The following is a 19,881-nucleotide window of genomic DNA, read 5'->3' on the forward strand; positions in this document are numbered from 1 at the left end:
CCTGCTGACATGCCATGGGAGCTGCGAGAACACGCAGGCCGTCACTACGCCGTCCTGTTCCACTACGCCTTGCCCGACGATGCCTGGGCTGTGGAGCTGAGCGAGGCTGTGCCCGCGTCGGTCATGGGGGCCGAGAACCCCGCCTGAAGCAGTGGAATGATCACGCAGTGAATGGTGTGATCACGGCGTCGGAGTCTTGCTGGATAACCCCGTTCTCCGGGCTGAGCCCGCGTGCCATCGGGAAGCTGGTGAAGGTGCTGCGTCGCGCGGGTGCGGACGCGGTCCGCAAGGGCCGGCCGTGGAGTCTTCCGCTGGAGGATCGGGCCCTGCTTGTCGTGGCGTACTGGCGAACGAACCTGACCATGAGGCGGCTCGCGTTGTTGTTCGGGGTGTCGAAGTCGGCGGCGGACCGCATCATCGACCACCTCGGGCCGATGTTCGCGCTCCAGTCCCGTAAGCGGTTCGCGAACGACGCCGTGCTCATCGTGGACGGCACCTTGGTCCCCACCCGTGACCACGCCATCGCCGAGCGGTCGAAGGACTATCGGTACTCCACCAACCACCAGGTCGTCATCGACGCCGACATACGGCTGGTCGTCGTGGTCGGCCGGCCGCTCGCTGGGAACCGCAACGACTGCAAGGCGTGGGAGGAGTCCGGGGCCAAGGCCGCCGTCGGCAAGACGCTCACGATCGCCGACGGCGGCTACCCGGGCACCGGACTGGTCATCCCGTACCGCCGCGAGCGCGGTCAGACCGAACTCCGCGGCTGGAAAGAGGAGCACAACAAGTCCCACAAGCAGGTCCGGGCCCGCGTCGAGCACGTCTTCGCCCGGATGAAGACCTGGAAGATCCTCCGAGACTGCCTCTTGAAGGGCGCTGGCGTCCACCACGCCGTACTCGGCATCGCGCGGATGCACAACCTCGCCCTCGCCGGATAGATCAACGGGCTTGACCGCGATCGACCATGTCCGAGGCGGCTCGGAGATCATTTACGGGACAGCCCTGAGGATGCGGTCTGTCGGCGCCTGAGACCGATCAGGCCGTCGGGGGAGCGGAAGAATGCCATCCACTTATTCCATCAGGTGCTCGAATCTCGGCGCAGTCCCGCACGGCGACCGTACTTCAGTAGGTGGCCCGGCTGCGGTGGGCAGCAGGGCACCCAGCGAGACGGTCATGTCCTGTAACGTCGCACGCCCCACTGGCGCCGACCCAGGGAGCATTTACGGTACAGCCATCAAGGCGCCTCCCCCTTGGCGATGACGATGTCTCCGTTACGGGTGTGAATCCTCACGGCATGGTCACTTGTGTCGTCTTTCGTGACATCCATTGTGATGTCACCCTTCTTGGCGGCCGTGTCGACTGCGTACGTCGCCTCCGGCAGGCCGAGCCGAACGTCGCCGTCCTGGCTTCGCACATCGACGAGGTCAGGTGCGGAGACGAAGTTCAGCTCGTTGTCGCCGTTCCGTGAGGCGACGGTGACCGACCTTGCGGAGATCCTGTCGCCTTCGATGGTTCCATCGCGGCCTTCCAGATCCAGATGGGGCCCGCTGAGGTCCGACAACCGCATGTCGCCGGCTTTGGCCGAGAAGTCTGCGGTGAAGCCCGTGGCTTCAACAAGACCCTTGTCGTTCTCGGCAGTGATCGCGACGTCGCGCGGTACCTTCACGGTGTACTTCGCGCCGCAGTTGACGGAGAGGCCCGTGCAGTCCAGCGAGAGCGTGAGAACGCCCCCTTCGAGCTTCCATCCGGATTCTATTTCGCCGCCAACTTTCGTACCGCTGACCTGCCGCGTCACCCGAACGCCCTTGACATCGGCGGCTACGAGTTCCAGGTCGGCGGAGTCGGACTTCACGGTCAGGCTGTCCCCACTGAAATCAAACATTTTCGATTCCACGACTGTGTTCGCCGGGGCACCGTCCGGACCGCATCCCGTGGCTGCGACAGTGAGGATCGCGACACCCCCGAGGACGAGCACAGCGTGAGGCCTAATTCCCATTGATTCATTCCTTCATAGTTCTGGACATGCAGGTGACGCATGCCGTTCATGGTGGTGGTTGGTTCAAAGGCCGCGATCGCATCGGTGGCGAGTTCGTTCCGTGGCGTCAGCAGGCAACCTGAATACCGGGCGGGGGATTCTGCTGTCGCGGCGACCGGTACGGACGTCGCCCTGCTTCACGAGCGCAGAGCCCGGGCTGCGACCGTGCGCGACACACGGGCGGCTTGGAGAGCCAGAGCGAGGCAGGTGGTCACAAGCGTCACGCCGGCGAGCACGCCGAGAGTCGCCCAGGGGAGGCCGTCCAGAACCCGGACGACGCTGATCTTGGCGCCCACGGCGATAGTGGCACTCGTCACCGCGATGGAGATCGCACCGAAGATGATCGCCGTCCCCGCGTAGATCACTCCCTCATAGATCGTTGATCGGGTGACCACGCCCGGTCGCGCACCGGCGACCGCCACGATGGCGGAATCACGTGTGCGTTCCCGCCCGACCAGAGCGATCACAGCAAGGCCGCCGACCCAGGACACGACGAAGACCCAGCCCAGCACGACCAGGACATCGTCCAGCCCGGCGGCGCTTCCGGGCATGACGTTCCCCATGACCATGAAGAGTCCGACGAACGACAAGGAGAGGGCGAAGGGCAGCACCGTGGCGACGCTTCTCGCCGCGCGGGTGCGGCACGATTGCACGGCAAGGTGCCAGGCGACACCGCGCGAGGGCAGGAGCGCGGTCCAGAACCTCATCAGAGGTGTGAGCACCCACGGCCCCATCAGCAGCAACAGGCAGATGAGAAAGAGGTCGCCGGCGAAAGCGAAGGCCGTCCGCTGTGCGATCCCGCCTTCGAGTTCGAGTCCCAGCCCGGGAATCCACATCCCGACCACACCGGCGAGGAGGCAGAGGGCGAGAACGCTGCGCGTGACGCCGGGCCGCGCCGGTGGATCGGAGAGGTCTCGGAACGCGCGCATCTCCGGTGTCTTGGCGGCGCGGCGCGTGACTCCCCAGCCGCCGAGCAGACACGGAACCACTCCGGACAGCACGCTCGCCCCGACGTGCCAGAGCTGGAATCCGGCCGTGGCTCCGTGCAGGTCGAGTCCCGTGGTCGTCCACTGTGAGAGCGTGGTGCTCGCGACAAGAGGGGCCAGCGGTACTGCCAGCGCGCCGGCTGCAGTGCCGAGCACGATCAGTTCCGTGCGCAGAATGGATCTGATGCGATTGCGCGGGATCCCGAGGATCGCCCACAGGGCGTGATCGCGTCGCTGGGTCGTCAAGGTCAGTCCGACGGTGGATGCGACGATGCCCACGGCGGCAAGCACGGTGAAGAAGACGATGTTGCCGCCGAGTGCGATCGACGCGGAGACCATCCGCGCATCACCCGCCGCCCGCGCTGCCGAGACGGCGGTGAACATGGCGATGACCGAGCCCGCTGCGCATGCCGCACCGACCATTGCGCACAGGAACGTCCACAACCACATGGACGCCTGCATCCGAATGTCCGACAGGACAAGTCGCATCACGACGCCTGCTCACCCGCTTCGTCCTCCGACTGCGCCGCGAGGACGGCATCGCTCACCGCGTGGGAGTCGCCACCAGGAATGACGGCGTGCACTCGCCCGGACCCCAGCACCACGACCTGGTCAGCACGTGCGGCCGCATGAGGATCGTGTGTGACCATGAGGACCGTGGTTCCCTGCGCGGGAAGTGCCTGCAGCCAATCGAGCACGACGTGACCCGACTTGAGGTCGAGCGCGCCGGTCGGCTCGTCGGCGAAGACGATCCGCGGCTGATTCGCGACGACCCGGGCCACCGCGACGCGCTGGCGTTCCCCTCCGGAGAGCCGGTCGGGGCGCCGCCGCGCGTGCTGGGCGATACCGAGCCTGTCCTCGACCGTCAGCGAGCTGACGAGGTTGTACTCCTGGAAGATGAATCCGACGTTCTCACTGCGGAATGCGGCCTGCTTGCGAGGGGGGAGCGACAGGACATCCGTTCCCAGGACCTCGATGGAACCCGCGGTCGCTTGCTCCAGACCAGCCATGCAGAGCAGGAGCGTCGACTTGCCCGACCCGGAGGGGCCGACGATGGCGGTCAGCCGGCCTTCGGGAATGTCCAGGTCGATATCGTGCAGGACGCGCGTCGTCTCGCGTCGACGGCCCGGGACGGGGAAGTCCATATGTAGGCCGCGCAAACGGATGCACGGCACGGAAGCGGCAGCTGAGATAGGCATGCATCGAGCTAAGCAGGGCGCGGCGGGAGCCACACGGGTGTCTGCACTGCTTGAAGGTAGACCTAGGTCTACCTTTTGCGCGATCCGCAGTATGCGACAATGGCGGGCATGGCGCAGATTCGTATTGCCCGGAGGGTGCTGACGGAATGCATCGCGGCAATGGCTTTTCCGATTCTGCTGCTTTCCATTCTCGTCGCGCCGGTCTCGGCCCCGGTGGTGGCGGAGACGGACCGTTCGAGAGCCCGGTGGTGCGGCGTCGAGACGATGCCCCTGAAACCCTCGGACCACAGCTGGGCAAAGTGGGTGGTACTCCGGCTGCGTTCACGGTCGATGTGGCGCACCGACCTCCCGGTTTTCGTGACCGCCGTACTCCTGTCCGCACTGTCACTGCTGGTGGCCTTCTTCGGATTCATCGGCGCTGCCGCGTTGGTGTTCTCCCCCGTCTTCTGGCTCTTCGGTATCGCTGCGCAGGTCGGTCCATTCACCCCTGAATCCGTTGGGGAAACCCTCCTGGCGATGCCCGCAGGCATCGTTCTCGGCGCGGTCACCACTACCGTACTGACCGGCACATCATTTCTTCGCGACTTTCTCCTGCGCGCCTTCTCCAGAAACCGGGACCCGGATCTGCTCGCGAAACTGGAGGAGCTCCGGACCAGTAGGGCTTCGCTGACAGCGGCCTTCGAATTCGAGCGACAACGCATCGAACGCGATCTGCACGACGGCGCCCAACAGGAACTCGTCGCCGTCGTCATGCGTCTCGGGATGCTGGAAGCCACGGCCACGGCCACGGCCGCAGCCGCCGACCAGGAACGAATCGTGCGGCTGGCACGGCAGGCCCAGGCTCACGCGGAGCGCGCACTCGAACGGCTGAGGGACACGGTGCGCGACATCCATCCCCGTGAACTGAGCGACCTCGGTCTCATCGCCGCCGTCCGAGAGCTGGCCGCACGATCACCTTTGCGGGTCGAACTGACCAGCACCGGCGATGACGCCCAGCTTTCGTCACCGACTGCGACCGCCGTATACTTCACGGTGTCCGAAGCCCTGACGAACATCTCGAAACACGCAGGTGTGGGAAACGCTCGGATCGACCTACGATGCGCGACGACAGACGTACACGTGCGTGTGCACGACGATGGTGTCGGCGGTGCGAGAATCGACACGGGCTCCGGGCTCGCCGGACTGCGCGAGCGAATGCGAAGCGTCGGCGGGAATCTCGAAATTCTCAGCCCACCGGGTGGCGGGACGCTGGTTGTAGCGTCCGCTCCCAGCCAACCCCCATGGTGATAAATTGAAGCAGGACGTTCCCCGGGGAGGGGGGTCATGAGAATTGTTCTGGCAGATGACAGCGTGCTGATAAGGGCCGGCATCCGGGAAATCTTGACCTCCCACGCTCATGATGTCATCCGCGAATGCGAGGACGCCGACGAACTGGTTGCCGCAGTCGACGAGCTGGTGCATGCCGGAGCCGCCCCGAACATGGTGATCACGGATGTCCGCATGCCCCCCAAAAACACCGACGACGGACTGCGTGCCGCGATCGATCTGCGCTCCCGTCACCGGGACCTGCCGGTGTTGGTTCTCTCCGCCTACGTCACGGGCCCCTATGTGAGGGAGCTTCTGAACGGCCCGGGTGCCGACGGAGCCGTCGGATACCTGCTCAAGGAGAAAGTGGGCAGAGTCGCCGACTTCCTGCGAGCTGTCGAGACGGTCTCCGCAGGTGGCGTCGTGATCGACCCCGAGGTTGTTCGCCACGTCACCCGCGCGGACTCGCCACAGGGGCCGCTTGCCCGGCTCACCGCTCGGGAAAGGGAAGTGCTCGCCCACATGGCCGAAGGGCACTCCAACGCAGAAATCGCGACGGAGCTGTTTCTTTCCGGCGCTGCCGTGAGTAAGCATGTGGCGAACGTTTTCGTGAAGCTCGGCATGCCTCCCGACGAGGACAATCGGCGCGTCAAGGCCATTCTGGCCTGGTTCGAATACAATTGAGGATTGGCCCCGGGCACCGTCCAGCAGCGCCCACAGCTCCGTGAGCCTTGATTTGGTGCCGCAGGTTTTGGGAGCGCTCTCAACACGTGTCGGCCCCAGAATCCTGTTCCCTACGAGCTCGTAACACGATCTTGTTGAAGCCTCCCGGTCGGCCGTGACCGGATCGAGCAGTCCATGGAGGAGTGGGGCCGCGTCAGCCGGGGCGAGGCGTCTGGGGGGGGGTCCGTGACTGGTCCGGAAGAGCTGGTCAGGAGCGGGATACCGGTGGGATGAACTGGGAGTTTCGGCGCAAACGAGACCCCTTTCTCGGCAAGGCGAACGAGAGGCGCCTGACGGGCAAAAGCCCAGGTCAGGCGCCTCTTTTCGTGCCGCTAGAAGAAGCCGAGCTTCTTCGGCGAGTACGACACGAGAAGATTTTTCGTCTGCTGGTAGTGGTCCAGCATCATGCGGTGGGTCTCGCGGCCGATGCCCGACTGCTTGTAGCCGCCGAAGGCCGCGTGGGCCGGGTACGCGTGGTAGCAGTTGGTCCAGACGCGGCCCGCCTGGATGGCGCGGCCCGCGCGGTAGGCGGTGTTCGTGTCGCGGGTCCAGACGCCGGCGCCGAGGCCGTACAGGGTGTCGTTGGCCGTGCTGATCGCGTCGTCGAAGTCCGTGAAGGACGTCACCGCCACCACCGGGCCGAAGATCTCCTCCTGGAAGACCCGCATGCGGTTGTCGCCCTCGAAGATGGTCGGCTGGACGTAGTACCCGCCCGCCAGTTCGCCGCCGTGCTCGACGATGTGACCACCCGTCAGGATCTTCGCGCCCTCCTTCTGTCCGATCTCCAGGTACGAGGCGATCTTGCGGAGTTGGTCGGCCGAGGCCTGGGCGCCGATCATCGTGTCCGTGTCCAGGGGATGGCCCGGGACGATCTTCTCCGTACGGGCTACCGCCGCCTCCAGGAACTCGCCGTAGTGGCCCCGCTGGACGAGGGCGCGCGAGGGGCAGGTACAGACCTCGCCCTGGTTGAGGGCGAACATCGTGAAGCCCTCGAGGGCCTTGTCTCGGAAGTCGTCGTCCGCCGCCCACACGTCGTCGAAGAAGATGTTCGGGGACTTGCCGCCGAGTTCGAGGGTGACCGGCTTGAGGTTCTCGGAGGCGTAGCCCATGATCAGGCGGCCCGTCGACGTCTCACCGGTGAAGGCGATCTTGGCGACGCGCGGCGAGGACGCGAGCGGCTTGCCGGCCTCCTCACCGAAGCCGTTGACGACGTTAAGGACGCCCGGCGGCAGCAGGTCCGCGACGAGGCTCAGCCAGAAGTGCACCGAGGCCGGGGTCTGTTCGGCCGGCTTGAGGATCACCGCGTTGCCCGCGGCGAGCGCCGGCGCCAGCTTCCAGACCGCCATCAGGATCGGGAAGTTCCACGGGATGATCTGGGCGACGACCCCCAGCGGCTCGTGGAAGTGGTACGCGACGGTGTCGTCGTCGATCTCGCTCAGCGCACCCTCCTGGGCCCGCAGCGCCCCCGCGAAGTAGCGGAAGTGGTCGATCGCGAGCGGGATGTCGGCGGCCAGCGTCTCCCGGACCGGCTTGCCGTTGTCCCAGCTCTCCGCGACCGCGAGCGCCTCCAGACTGCTCTCCATCCGGTCCGCGATCCGCAGCAGGACGGCCGCGCGCTCCGCCGGCGCCGTCCGCCCCCACGCCGGGGCCGCCGCGTGCGCCGCGTCCAGCGCGCGTTCCACGTCCTCGGCGGTGCCGCGCGCGACCTCCGTGAAGGGGCGGCCGTCGATCGGGCTGGGATTCTCGAAGTAGCGGCCGAGCGCCGGAGCGACGTACGCGCCTCCGATCCAGTGGTCGTAGCGGGCCTCGTACGACATGAGCGCGCCCTCGGTACCGGGTGCGGCGTAACGGGTCATGGGTATGGCCTCCCTGCGACGGCCGGTCGTCCCTGACCGGCGCTCACCGGCGAGTGTGCGGACCCAGACGTTGCAAGACCGTTGCACCGGCGGACAGTTCCGCCTCCAGGGAGTCGAGACGCGCGCGTACGGGCGCGAGTCGGGAGGCCGGAACCGCCGCGCACAGCGCCCGCCAGACCACCAGGTCGTCCTCGCCCCACACGCTGTACGCCCAGTCCGCGAGCAGCCCGGGGTCGCCCCGCTCGACCAGCGCCGCCCGCAGCCGGTCCGCGAGACGCTCACGGAGCCGCACGACCCCGGGAGCGAGGGAGGCCGGAAGCAGCGGGCCCGCGTACTCCCCGGCCGCCGCCGCGACCGCCCCCGAGGCAAGCCGCCGGTCCACCGCCGCGAAGTCCGCGTCCACCCCACCCGCCAGCCGGTACGGGCGCGAACGCAGCAGATCCGGACCCAGCAGCGCCCGGAGCCGGGACAACTCCGCCCGCAGCGTCACCGGAGTGACCGACTCGTTCTCGTAGAGGAGTGTGAGGAGTTCCTCGCCGCCGATCCCTTCCGGACGATGCGCGAGCAGCACCAGGATCTCGCTGTGGCGGCGGCTCAGCCGGACCCGCCGATCCCCGGTCGAGAGCAGGGCCTCGTCGCGGCCCAGCGCCGAGAGGCTGAGCCTGCCCGCCTCCGGGACCGGCCCGAGAAGGGCCAGCTGCGACTCGGCCGCCCGCGCCACCGCCTGCACGAATCCGAGACTGTGCGGGTGTGCGAGCCGCCTCCCGCCCGTGATGTCGACCGCGCCGAGCACCCGTCCGCTGCGCGGATCGTGCACAGGTGCGGCGGCGCAGGTCCACGCACGCACCGGGTGCCGGAAGTGCTCGGCGGCGACCACCTGCACGGGCCGGTCGACGGCGAGGGCCGTCCCGGGCGCGTTGGTTCCGGCTGCCGCCTCCGACCAGCGGGCCCCGGCCACGAAGTTCATCCCCCGCGCCTTGCGCAGCGTGGCCGGGTGCCCCTCGACCCACAGCATCCGCCCGGCGGCGTCGCAGACCGCGAGGAGATGCTCCCCGTCCGTCGCGTACGCCCCCATCAGCTCCCGGATCACCGGCATCGCCGACGCCAGCGGATGGCCGTCCCGGTACGCGGCGAGCTCGTCCTCGTCCAGCTCCACCCGGGCAGCCCCGTCCGGACTCACGTGCGCGCGTGCGGAACGCCGCCAGGACGCGGCGACCAGCGGCCGGACGTGCCCGGAGGATCCGGGGGGCGCCTCACCGGGGCTGAGGGTCTCCCTCTGGCGCCCGAGGCTCGCATCCCCGGGTCGATGACCGAGGCTCGTATCCCCGGGGCGGCGGCCGAGGCTCCTGTCCCCGGGGCAGTGGCCGAGGGGCGCATCCCCGTGGCCCGGGTCCGTCGCGGAGGAAGCCGCGGCGGTCGCCTCCCCGCCGCCGTGGGGCGTCTCGGCCGCCGCCTCCGCCCGTCCGGCCATCCACGTATCGCTCAACTCGGCCTCCTCGTCGAGGTCGTCCGGCCCGTCGGGGCTCATCGTGATGCGCGGAGGCGCCGCCGACAAGCGCCCCGGCACCCGGTCATATGCACCCTGTCCGGGACCGGCCCCCGACCGCTCACGTACAGTAGGGCTCGGGCCGTGACTGGCGCTCGAGGTGGATCACCACCGGGGAGCGGCCCGGCGAGAGCGTGCTCCACCGGCGCGACCGTACCGATGCCGTGCGCCTGGGCGAATCACCTGTCAGAGACGACGCCCAGGAGTTGCCATGTCCACCAGCACCGCCACCCTCATGGACGGCACTGCCCTCGCCCGCCGTACGGTCGAGGAGACCGCCGCCCGTGCCGCCGAGATCACCCGTCGCACCGGCGTCACCCCGTGTCTCGCGACCGTCCTGGTCGGCGCCGACCCGGCCTCCGTGACGTACGTGAAGATGAAGCAGAACCGCTGCGCGAAGGCCGGAATCCGCTCCAAGCACGTCGAGCTGCCCGCCGCCACGACGACCGAGGAGCTCGTCGCCGCGATCACCGCGCTCTCCGAGGACCCCGAGGTCCACGGCATCCTCCTCCAGCACCCGGTCGGCCCGCACATCGACGAGCGCGTCGCCTTCGAGGCCATCGCCCCGGAGAAGGACGTCGACGGCGTCACCATGGCCTCCTTCGCCGCCATGGGCTTCGGTCTGCCCGGCTTCGTCTCCTGCACGCCCGGCGGCATCATGCGCCTCCTCGACGCGTACGACGTCGACCCCCGGGGCAAGCGCGCCGTCGTCGTCGGCCGCAGCGCGATCCTCGGGAAGCCGGCCGGTCTGCTCCTGCTCGGCCGCGACGCCACCGTCACCTACTGCCACTCCCGCACCGAGGACCTCTCCTCCGTCGTCCGCGAGGCCGACATCCTCGTGGCCGCGGTCGGTAGGCCGAACTTCATCAAGGGCGCGGACATCAAGCCCGGCGCCGTCGTCGTCGACGCCGGCTACAACCCGGGCAACGTCGGCGACGTCGACTTCGCGTCGGCCGCCGAGCGCGCCTCCCTGATCACCCCGGTCCCCGGCGGTGTCGGCCCCATGACCATCGCCGTTCTCCTCGCCCAGACGGTCGAGGGCGCGGAGCGCCAGCTCGGCCTGTAGGCACGGTTCGTGACGGGGCGGCGGCAGCGGTGGCGGGCGGGGCCGCGGTCGATGACGGTCACGTTTCTGTACAGGCCGCGCAGGGCGCCCCTAAAAGGGTGGCTGCGGAGCCGCCGACCGGCGAACCTTGACCTTGTGCCACACCCGTCGACCGCCACCCCGCCGCCGGACCGCCGGCCGGGCGAACCCGCCCCGCCCGGTGAGCCCGGACATTTCGATGCGGCCGACCCGCACACGGGGTCCGATGCGAGCCCTGTGACGCACCCTGCCGCGCCTGCGCGATCCGGTTCCGAGTCCGGTTGGTCGCCCCGGCTCGTCCGGCTCGGCGCGCCCCGGCCCGGACCGGCAGCCCGGCGCGCCCAGTGGTTCGGCGTGCCGCTCGTCCCGCTGCTCGTGGCCGCGCTCGTGGCGACCGCTTTCGTGGCAGCCAGGGGTGGCACCGAGCAGAGCCTGTCCACGGCCGACAGGCCGGGCGGCGACCCGGCCGGCGTGCCGTCGCCCTCCATCACCGGCGACGGCCGGGCCGAGGCCACCCCGCCGGCCGGCGGAGGACCGAACGACACGCGCGCGGGCGACACCGGGGCAGTCGGCGGTCGCACCGCCGACACGCCGACAGCCGGTGCGACCTCGGACGGCCCGCCGACGCGTACCGCGTCGCCCCTCCGGTCCGTTCCCCCAGGGGGGAACACGTCCCCGACGCCCTCCGGCACCGGGAAAAGCACCGCAACCCCCCGGCCGACCGGCTCCGTGAGGGGAGGGGGTGGATCCATCCGGCCGGTCTCGTTCGAAGCACTGCGCGTGGGCGACTGCTTCGACATCGACCGCGGCGCGCCGGGCACCGCGCTCCGGCGCTCCTGCGACACGCCGCACAACGCCGAACTCGTCGCCAGGCTCCGCCTCACCGGACTCCTCGCCACGGACACGGCGGTCCGTGAGGCGGCGACGTTGCTCTGCCGCGAACCGCTGCGCCGCAAGGCCGCGCGGCAAGCGCTCGGCACGCGCTGGACCACTTTCGTCCAGTACCCGTACCGGACGAGCTACCTTCTCGGCTCGGACACCGTCGCCTGCAGCCTGGCCGCCCCCTCCGCCGGCGGCGGCACCCTCAGCCACCGGCTCCAGTAGGGCCGGCGGCGAAGGCCGTCGCCAGCGCGGTCGCCGGATCGCGGTCCGGCGGTCCGGCGGGGGACCAGCGGGCACCGGACTTCAGGTACGGCCACCAGCGCCCGTCCTCCCCGAGCCGCAGCTGCGCCTCCGCGCCCACCACCGTCCACCGCGTGCCACCCGCCCGCCGCAGCACCGGCCGCTCGTCGTCCTCCCAGGCCTCCGCGAGCCGGGCGCCCGCCCGGGCGAGCGCCTCGGCGTCCGGAGTCCACTCCTCCTCCAGTACGGCCAGCGCGGCGGCACCTCCGAACCGCCACGCGCGCGTGGCCAGGTCCATCTCCGCCCGCGTCCGGCCCGAGCCGGCGGTGAGCCGCGCGGCGATCCAGGGCGCGGGGGAGTCCGCCGCGAGCCGTACAGCATCCTGAGCGACCGTCAGCGGGCGCGCCGGCGCGCCGCAGACCGACGCGCCGCCGACCGCCGTGCCGAGCACAGCCCCGACGCCCGGCTTGCCGCCGACCGCCGCCCCGCCGACCGCCGTGCCGTCGGCCACCGCCCCGGCGTCGAGCGCCTCGATCAGCATCCGGTGCGCGCGGCCCGCCGCGTCCGACGCGAGGAACTCCAGGGCTGCCGGCTCGACGCCCGGCTGCGGTTCCGTCTCCGTGTCGAGCGACGGCGTTCGGCCCGGCGCGTCCGGAGCGACCGGAGGCGCGGGCAGCGGCGGTACGAGAAACCCCGCCGCGTAGGCCTCCTCGGCCGACACGCCGGGCATCCCGCCGGCCCCTTCGGAGGCGTCCATGTCCGGTGTGTCGTCCGCGCCCCGGCCGTCCCGGCCGCCGCGCGCGGCACGTGAGGCGCTGCGTGTCTGCAGCTGGTCCAGGAGAGTGCGCTCGCCGCGCCCCCGCATGAGCAGCAGGACGAAGGGATCCTCGTCGAGCAGACGAGCCACCTGGTAGCAGAGCGCGGTGGTGTGTGGACAGTGGTCCCAGGCCTCGCAGCCGCACTTCGGATCGAGATCGCCGATTCCCGGCAGCAGGTCGAGCCCGGCCGCCGCCGCGTCCTCGACCAGGTGCGGCGGCATCTCGCGGTCGAGGAGCGCGGCGATGTGCCCCGCGCTGTCCACCGCGAGGTCCAGGAGCCGCTCCCACTCCTCCTCCGAGAACTCCCGCACCAGGACGTCGCTCCGGTACGCCGTGCCGTCACGGTCCTTGACCACCGCCGTGATGCGCCCGGGCCGTACCGACACGGCGCCCACCGCCCCCGCCCGCGCGTGCCGGCGTCCCTCTTTGAGCTGCCGGCCGTCGAGCGCCGTGTCCTCCAGGGCCTTGAGCCATGCCCGGCCCCACCAGGTCCGGGTGAAGGCCGCGCCCTGCGTGGCCGGCAGCGCCGCGAACGTCCGCTCGTCGGCCCCGTGTCCGTATCCGCTCATCGTCCGTCCCCTCGCAGTCGCACAAGCTCCGCCAGCTCGGCATCGGTCAGTTCGGTCAGCTCCGGCGGGGTGTCGCCGCCCGCCCCGAGGACGGTGTCCGCCAGCTCCCGCTTGCGGTCGAGCATGGTGGCGATCCGGTCCTCGATCGTCCCCTCGGCGATCAGACGATGGACCTGAACCGGCCGGTTCTGTCCGATCCGGTACGCGCGGTCGGTCGCCTGCGCCTCCACGGCCGGGTTCCACCAGCGGTCGTAGTGCACGACGTGTTCCGCACGGGTGAGGTTGAGCCCCGTGCCGGCGGCCTTCAGGGAGAGGAGGAAGACGGGGACCTCGCCGTTCTGGAAACGGGCGACCATCGCCTCGCGCTCGGCGACGGGTGTCCCGCCGTGCAGGAACTGCGTCCGCACCCCCCGCGCCGCGAGGTGGGCCTCCAGAAGCCTGGCCATTCCCACGTACTGGGTGAAGACGAGCGTGCACGCGCCCTCGGCGAGGATCGTGTCGAGCAGCTCGTCGAGCAGCTCCAGCTTGCCCGAGCGGCCCTCGATCCTCGGCCGGTCCTCCTTGAGGTACTGCGCCGGGTGGTTGCAGATCTGCTTGAGGCCGGTCAGCAGTTTCACGACCAGGCCGCGTCGCGCCATGCCGTCGGCCTCGGCGATCGCCGCCAGGGTCTCCCGTACGACCGCCTCGTAGAGACCGGCCTGTTCCGGTGTCAGGGAGACGGCCCGGTCGGTCTCCGTCTTCGGCGGCAGCTCGGGCGCGATGCCGGGGTCCGACTTGCGGCGGCGCAGCAGGAACGGACGGACCAGTGCGGAGAGTCGCGCGGCGGCCGCCGGGTCCCGGCCGCCCTCCACGGCGGCGGCGAACCGGGTCCGGAAGGCGCCGAGGCTGCCGAGCAGCCCCGGTGTGGTCCAGTCGAGGATCGCCCACAGCTCGGAGAGGTTGTTCTCCACCGGCGTGCCGGACAGCGCCACGCGCGCGCGTGCCCCGATGGTCCGCAGCTGCCTGGCCGTCGCCGAGTACGGGTTCTTGACGTGCTGTGCCTCGTCGGCGACGACGAGGCCCCAGCTCCGCTCGGCGAGTCGCGCCGCGTCGAGCCTCATGGTGCCGTACGTGGTGAGGACGAACCCGCCGCCGGCGAGGTCTTCCAGGTCGCGGGTGGCGCCGTGGAAGCGGCGCACCGGCGTGCCCGGCGCGAACTTCTCGATCTCCCGCTGCCAGTTGCCCATGAGGGAGGTCGGACAGACGACGAGGGTGGGCCCGGCGGAGGCCGGGTCGGACTGCCGGTGCAGATGCAGCGCGATGACCGTGATCGTCTTACCGAGCCCCATGTCGTCGGCGAGACAGCCACCGAGGCCGAGCGAGGTCATCCGGTGCAACCAGTCGAGCCCCCGCAGCTGGTAGTCGCGCAGGGTCGCGGCGAGCGCCGCGGGCTGGGACACCTCGGGCCGCCCGCCCTCCGGGTCGGCGAGCCGTTCCCGCAGACGCTCCAGCCAGCCGGTCGCCACCACCTCGACGGGTCGGCCGTCGACCTCCGTGGTGCCGGTGAGGACGGCCGAGAGGGCGTCCACCGGAGTCACCGGACGGTCCTGCTGGGACCGGGCCCGGAGCACCTCGGCAGGGTCGACGAGCACCCAGCGGTCACGCAGGCGGACCAAGGGCCGCCCGGCCTCGGCGAGCCGGTCGAGCTCGGCGCGGGTCAGCTCCTGATCGCCCAGGGCGAAGCGCCAGTTGAAGCCGAGCAGGGCGTCGGCGGAGAGGAAGGAGGGGAGCCCGGAGGCGGACCGGGATTCCTCGACGTCCTCGTCGGACCCGAGCCCACCGGCGCCGGACCCGAACCCACCGGCGCCGGACCCGAACCTCGTGGTGGCGCCCTTGCCGCCTGCGGTGTCCGCGTCACCGGGCGTCTCCCCACCCACCGGGCCGATCACCGCGCTCGCCGTCAGCCGGTCCGCGAGTTCGCGCGGCCAGTGGACCTGAACGCCGCTCGCCGCGAGGGCCCGGCCTACCCCGCCGAGCAGTTCCGCGACCTCCTCGTCGGCGAGTTCGACGCTGTCGGGTACCGCCGCCGTCAGGAGCGGCGCCAGCGGGGGCCACGCACGGGCGGCGCGCCGAAGGCCGAGGAGGGCGTCCATACGGGCCCGGGGGCCGAACGCGGTGCCCGTCCGGCCGGAGCCCGCCCACACCTCCGCCGCGTCCGCGACGAGGGTCGGGTCGGCGACGCCGTGCAGTTGCAGGACCGCCCGGAAGTCAGGCGCCTTCTCCGACTCGGCGGTGAAGCCCGGCAGTTCGAGCCTGAGCGAGAGCCGGACGCCCGCGTCGTGCACCGCCGCCACTTCGGCGGCCCACGCCCGCTGCTCGGGAAGGGGCTGCGGCTCGTCGGCGGCGAAGGCGGGACCGCCGGCGGCGAGCGGAGCGGCCGGGGTACGGGGCAGGGCGTCCGCGACGGCGTCGGTGAACGCGCGGAGCAGCGCCTCGGGTTCGGGAAGGAGTAGCGGCTCGTCCGACGAGAGCGGTACGGCGTGGGCCTCGGGCGGCATCGACGCGGCGAGCGTCCGCAGTTCGGCGAGCTCGCCGGGCCCGAGCGGACCGGCCCGCCAGGCGTCCACGTCGCCGGGGGTGAGGCCGGGCAGCAGCAGGCCGCGTGCGACGAAGTCGAGGGCGAGGAGCGAGGCGGCGCCCCAGAAAGCGCTTGCGGGGGATGCGGTGTCGGAGAAGCGGGCGCGGGCGAGCAGCGGCAGGGCATCCCGTACGGAGAGGGCGCGCGAGGGGACGGTCACGGGCCGAAGGCTCTCCCCGTCCACGACCGTGAGGCCGACCTCGGCCCCGACTCCGGCCCCGACTCCGGCCCCGGCCCGGACCTCGACCTCGATCCCGACCTGCTCCCCGGCCCCGGCTCCGACCTCGATACGGGTGTCGGTCGAGGGGGATCCCCGGTCCGGCAGCGTGTCGCCGTCCGGTGACCAGAAGGCGATCCGGCCCGCGCGGGGCGGATCGGCGGGGAGGAAGACGGCGGAGTGGCGGGTGAGTTGGGGGGAGGGTTCCCCGGCGGATACGTGAGTGGTTACCTGTGCGGGTTCGCGGGCGGAATCATCGGGTCCGTGCGACAGCGACAACGCATTCCTCAAATTTGACTACCTGAAGTCCGAGCGGCCGAGGGTACCCCACGGCACCGCCTCGACGACGTACCCGCCGTGAGTGATCCACGCCACAGGCGCATGGGGGTGGGGCTCGCCCCACCCCCTGCCCCCGGCGCACCCCCGGCCGGGGACGGGTGGTGACGCCATGGCCCCGGACGATCACGGATCCGTACGTTCTCGGTAGGCGCCCGAAGACCGCAACTGCCGAGCCGCCACCGCATCCCGACCACAGAAACCGGAGCCCGCCATGTCCCAGGCCACCGTCCTGCCCCCGGCCGCCGCCGCACCCGCCGTGGCGCCCGCCCGTGCCAGGGGCGGCAGCGAGTTCACCCCGCTCCTGCGGACGGTCAGGGAACAGGGCCTCCTCGAACACCGCCCCGGCTGGTACGCCCGCGGAATCGCCGTCAACCTCCTCGGCATCGCCGCCGTCGTGGCCGGGCTCGCCCTGATCGGTCCCTCCTGGTGGGCGCTGCTGCTCGCCGTACCGCTCGCGGTGCTCTCCGCCCGCGCCGCATTCGTCGGCCACGACGCGGGCCACGCCCAGATCACCGCGAACCGCAAGGTCAGCCGGATCCTCCAGCTCGTCCACGCCAATCTCCTCCTCGGCATGAGCCGGGAGTGGTGGAACGACAAGCACAACCGCCACCACGCCCACCCCAACCACCTCGACAAGGACCCGGACGTCGCCGCCGACATCCTCGTCTTCGCCGAGCACCAGACGGCCGGCCGCACGGGGCTGCGCGGTTTCCTCACCCGTCACCAGGCATGGCTGTTCTTCCCGCTGACGACCCTGGAGGGCATCGCGCTCAAGGTGTACGGGGTCCAGGCCCTGCTGGCCGAGGACGGCCCCTGCCGCACCCGCCGCGAGCGGCTCGTCGAAGGCGCGCTGCTCCTCGCCCACTTCGCCGGCTACACGGCCCTGCTGCTCACCTTCCTCACCCCCGCCCAGGCGCTCGCCTTCGCCCTCGTCCACCAGATGCTGCTCGGATTGCACCTGGGCATGGCCTTCGCCCCCAACCACAAGGGCATGGAGCGGCCCGACGAGCACGCGGACGGCGACAGCTGGGGTCATCTGCGGCGCCAGGTGCTCACCTCGCGCAACATCCGGGGCGGTGCCCTGACCGACTGGTTCCTCGGCGGCCTCAACTACCAGGTCGAGCACCATCTCTTCCCGAGCATGCCGCGCCCGAATCTGCGCCTCGCCCAGCCCGCTGTCCGAGCCCACTGCGCGGCCCTGGGCGTGCCGTACACGGAGACCGGTTTCGTGGACTCGTACCGGCAGGCCCTCGGCCACCTGCACGAGGTGGGCGCGCCGCTGCGGTCCGAGTGGGCCGAGTAGGGTCGACGACGGTCACGAGCGGTGTGATCATCGGTTCGGCGGTCGGTGCTCCGGCCTCCGGAGAGCGGAGAAGGGGAGAGCTCGCCATGAGCAGCAACGGCACGGTCACCACGGTCAGCAGCAACGGCACGTACACGTTCACCAAGCCCAACCGGGAGGGCATCACCCTCCTTGCCGGACTCGGCGTGGAGGGCGACGTCCACGCAGGCGTGACGGTCAAGCACCGGTCCCGCGTCGCCCAGGACCCGACGCAGCCGAACCTGCGTCAGGTCCACCTCATCCACGCGGAGCTCTTCGACGACGTCGCCGGAGCCGGCTTCGAGGTCACCCCCGGCGACCTCGGCGAGAACGTCACCACCCGGGGGATCGACCTCCTCGGCCTGCCCACCGGCACTCGCCTGCACCTCGGCGACGAGGCGGTCGTCGAGGTCACCGGACTGCGCAACCCGTGCGCGCAGATCGACAACTTCCAGCACGGACTGCTCAAGCAGGTGCTCGGCCGTGACGAGAACGGCGAGATCGTGCGCAAGGCAGGGATCATGGGCGTCGTCCTGACCGGCGGGGAGGTGCGCCCCGGCGACCCGATCCGCGCCGAGCTGCCGGAGGGCCCGCACCGCCCGCTGGAACGGGTCTGAGCGAGGCCCGCGGGGCCGTCGGGGCCCCGGCTCACCCCTCCAGAGCGCAGGAGTTGACCACGTCCCCGCTCGCGGGCCGCGTGATCGTACGGTCCGCCGGCGGAGCCGTACCCTCCTCGACCCAGCTCGTCAGCGCGTCGAACGCGGAGCGGTAGCACGGCAGGATCGGACGCAGACGGTCCGGATACGTGTCGTACAGGCCGTCGGTGTGCGTCCCGTCCTGCACCGTGTAGTACCGGTGCAGCCTTCCCCGGCCCCGCGCGTCGATCATCCGCGCGTACACGTCGGAGTCGGTGGCGACGGGCAGCAGGGTGTCGAGGTCGCCGTGGAGCGTGATGAGCGGCTTGCCGATCCGACCGGTCAACGCGACCTTCGCCACCGCGCGGTGGACGGACGCCGGCCGGGAGGCGTAGTCGTACGAGGCGTCCGAGGCGCACGGTGCGAAGATCCGCTCCACGGTGCCGCCGGCGGTGGAACCGGGGCAGGCGGGATCGTACGAGGGGTCGAACTCGGCCCGGAAGATCTTCTGCGTCAGCCCCCAGTACGCCTTCTCGTGGTACGGCCACAGGAAGCGGGACCCGGGCGCGAAGCCCGCCCCGATCAGGTCCTCGTCGGAGGCCTGCCCGAGCGACCGCGCCACCGTCACCGGCAGGCTCGTCAGGAGGTTGGGGCCGCGGGAGGTCCACAGCACGCCCTCCCAGTCGACCCCGCCGTCGTACAGCTCGGGCCGGTTCTCCAGCTGCCAGCGCGTCAGATAGCCGCCGTTGGAGATGCCCGTCATGTACGTGCGCTGCGGGACCCGGCCGTAACGCTGCCGTACGGCCGTCTTCGCGGCACGCGTCAGCTCGGTCACCCGGCGGTTCCACTCGGCGACCGCGTCGCCCGGACCCCGTCCGTCGGTGAAGAAGTCCGGTCCCGTGTTGCCCTTGTCGGTGGCGGCGTAGGCGAAGCCCCGGGCGAGGACCTGGTCGGAGATGAGCGCGTCCGTGGAGTACTGGCGCCGGGTGCCGGGCGCGCCGGTGACGACGAGGCCGCCGTTCCAGTCGTCGGGCAGCCGGATGACGAACTGCGCGTCGTGCGCCCAGCCGTGGGTGGCGTTGAGGCGCGAGTCGTCGGGGAAGTAGCCGTCGATCTGGACGCCGGGCACGCCCGAGGGGTTACGGGTCCCCAGGGCGGCGAGCCCGGCCTGGTCCGCCGTGTCGGTGTACGGGCTGCCGGCGAGCCCGGCGGTCGTCAGGTCGGCCAGACAGGCCGACTGCTGGTGCTCGGCGCCGGGCACGTGGAGCCGGTCCTGCCGCGCGCAGTGCGGGGTGGCCCGCTCCTGCGCCCGCTCCTCCGCCCCGGCGGGGCTCGCGGGGGCCAGGACGGTGGCGGCGGTCAGGAGCGCGGCGAGCAGCGGGACGCCTGGGAACAGGCGCATGGTGGCCTCCGGGGGACGGTGGGAACGGGTACGGCGCCACATCGTGCGGCGCACCCTCACCACCGGGCCATGGTCCCGGACCACACCTCGGCCTGCCGTCCCGTGTG

General features: G+C 71.0%; 16 protein-coding genes and 1 riboswitch. Of the genes, 8 read left to right on the forward strand and 8 right to left on the reverse strand.

What is annotated here, in order from left to right; genetic code table 11:
- The first annotated feature begins 9 nt into the window (after window positions 1–9).
- On the forward strand, window positions 10–147 hold the full coding sequence (locus OG462_RS39310) for a hypothetical protein (protein WP_406065450.1): 138 nt from the start codon (window positions 10–12) through the stop codon (window positions 145–147).
- Between the two features lie 20 nt (window positions 148–167).
- Complete coding sequence (locus OG462_RS39315; protein WP_406065452.1) at window positions 168–938, forward strand: transposase; 771 nt, start codon at window positions 168–170, stop codon at window positions 936–938.
- Between the two features lie 296 nt (window positions 939–1,234).
- Here OG462_RS39315 and OG462_RS39320 read toward each other — a convergent pair whose 3' ends face one another.
- From OG462_RS39320 to OG462_RS39330, 3 genes are all read right to left on the reverse strand, one after another.
- Window positions 1,235–1,882, reverse strand: a complete 648-nt coding sequence (locus OG462_RS39320) for a DUF4097 family beta strand repeat-containing protein (RefSeq protein ID WP_406065454.1) — start codon at window positions 1,880–1,882, stop codon at window positions 1,235–1,237.
- 290 nt (window positions 1,883–2,172) lie between these two features.
- Window positions 2,173–3,510 carry an FtsX-like permease family protein gene (locus OG462_RS39325; protein ID WP_406065456.1) on the reverse strand — a complete coding sequence of 446 codons (1,338 nt, stop codon included), beginning with the start codon at window positions 3,508–3,510 and terminating at the stop codon, window positions 2,173–2,175.
- Window positions 3,510–4,166, reverse strand: a complete 657-nt coding sequence (locus tag OG462_RS39330; protein ID WP_406065458.1) for an ABC transporter ATP-binding protein — start codon at window positions 4,164–4,166, stop codon at window positions 3,510–3,512. The genes OG462_RS39325 and OG462_RS39330 overlap by 1 nt, the downstream gene beginning before the upstream one ends.
- A gap of 162 nt (window positions 4,167–4,328) precedes the next feature.
- On the opposite strand from OG462_RS39330, the gene OG462_RS39335 reads away from it, so the two are divergent.
- Together OG462_RS39335 and OG462_RS39340 are read left to right on the forward strand one after the other, a co-directional pair.
- On the forward strand, window positions 4,329–5,507 hold the full coding sequence (locus tag OG462_RS39335; RefSeq protein ID WP_406065460.1) for a sensor histidine kinase: 1,179 nt from the start codon (window positions 4,329–4,331) through the stop codon (window positions 5,505–5,507).
- Window positions 5,508–5,543: 36 nt separating this feature from the next.
- Complete coding sequence (locus OG462_RS39340; protein ID WP_329619369.1) at window positions 5,544–6,209, forward strand: response regulator transcription factor; 666 nt, start codon at window positions 5,544–5,546, stop codon at window positions 6,207–6,209.
- Window positions 6,210–6,580: 371 nt separating this feature from the next.
- On the opposite strand, the gene OG462_RS39345 is transcribed toward OG462_RS39340, so the two are convergent.
- Both OG462_RS39345 and OG462_RS39350 read right to left on the reverse strand, forming a co-directional pair.
- Window positions 6,581–8,104: an aldehyde dehydrogenase family protein gene (locus tag OG462_RS39345; RefSeq protein WP_406065461.1), complete on the reverse strand. Its 1,524-nt coding sequence runs from the start codon at window positions 8,102–8,104 to the stop codon at window positions 6,581–6,583.
- A 43-nt stretch (window positions 8,105–8,147) separates the two neighbouring features.
- Window positions 8,148–9,632 carry a GAF domain-containing protein gene (locus tag OG462_RS39350; RefSeq protein ID WP_406066886.1) on the reverse strand — a complete coding sequence of 495 codons (1,485 nt, stop codon included), beginning with the start codon at window positions 9,630–9,632 and terminating at the stop codon, window positions 8,148–8,150.
- Window positions 9,633–9,724: 92 nt separating this feature from the next.
- Window positions 9,725–9,833, forward strand: a riboswitch (ZMP/ZTP riboswitch).
- Between the two features lie 28 nt (window positions 9,834–9,861).
- Here OG462_RS39350 and OG462_RS39355 point away from each other — a divergent pair.
- Together OG462_RS39355 and OG462_RS39360 are read left to right on the forward strand one after the other, a co-directional pair.
- Window positions 9,862–10,716 (forward strand): bifunctional 5,10-methylenetetrahydrofolate dehydrogenase/5,10-methenyltetrahydrofolate cyclohydrolase, encoded by an 855-nt coding sequence (locus OG462_RS39355; RefSeq protein WP_406065463.1) that lies wholly within the window; start codon window positions 9,862–9,864, stop codon window positions 10,714–10,716.
- A 255-nt stretch (window positions 10,717–10,971) separates the two neighbouring features.
- Window positions 10,972–11,838 carry a hypothetical protein gene (locus tag OG462_RS39360; RefSeq protein ID WP_406065465.1) on the forward strand — a complete coding sequence of 289 codons (867 nt, stop codon included), beginning with the start codon at window positions 10,972–10,974 and terminating at the stop codon, window positions 11,836–11,838.
- Here the strand turns inward: OG462_RS39360 and OG462_RS39365 are convergent.
- Together OG462_RS39365 and OG462_RS39370 are read right to left on the reverse strand one after the other, a co-directional pair.
- A complete protein-coding gene (locus OG462_RS39365; RefSeq protein WP_406065466.1) occupies window positions 11,819–13,243 on the reverse strand; it encodes an SWF or SNF family helicase in 1,425 nt (474 codons plus the stop codon). The two genes, OG462_RS39360 and OG462_RS39365, sit on opposite strands and share 20 nt — an antisense overlap.
- The gene (locus OG462_RS39370; protein ID WP_406066887.1) at window positions 13,240–16,350 is read right to left on the reverse strand and encodes a DEAD/DEAH box helicase; all 3,111 of its coding nucleotides are present in this window, start codon (window positions 16,348–16,350) and stop codon (window positions 13,240–13,242) included. The genes OG462_RS39365 and OG462_RS39370 overlap by 4 nt, the downstream gene beginning before the upstream one ends.
- 277 nt (window positions 16,351–16,627) lie before the next feature.
- Here OG462_RS39370 and OG462_RS39375 point away from each other — a divergent pair, with 277 nt between their 5' ends.
- Both OG462_RS39375 and OG462_RS39380 read left to right on the forward strand, forming a co-directional pair.
- Window positions 16,628–17,719 carry a fatty acid desaturase family protein gene (locus OG462_RS39375; protein WP_406065468.1) on the forward strand — a complete coding sequence of 364 codons (1,092 nt, stop codon included), beginning with the start codon at window positions 16,628–16,630 and terminating at the stop codon, window positions 17,717–17,719.
- An 86-nt stretch (window positions 17,720–17,805) separates the two neighbouring features.
- A complete protein-coding gene (locus OG462_RS39380; RefSeq protein ID WP_406065470.1) occupies window positions 17,806–18,354 on the forward strand; it encodes an MOSC domain-containing protein in 549 nt (182 codons plus the stop codon).
- Between the two features lie 31 nt (window positions 18,355–18,385).
- Here the strand turns inward: OG462_RS39380 and OG462_RS39385 are convergent, their stop codons facing one another.
- The gene (locus OG462_RS39385; RefSeq protein ID WP_406065472.1) at window positions 18,386–19,774 is read right to left on the reverse strand and encodes a tannase/feruloyl esterase family alpha/beta hydrolase; all 1,389 of its coding nucleotides are present in this window, start codon (window positions 19,772–19,774) and stop codon (window positions 18,386–18,388) included.
- Window positions 19,775–19,881 lie beyond the last annotated feature (107 nt).

This window comes from Streptomyces sp. NBC_01077 (assembly GCF_045162855.1).
Lineage (GTDB): Bacteria > Actinomycetota > Actinomycetes > Streptomycetales > Streptomycetaceae > Streptomyces.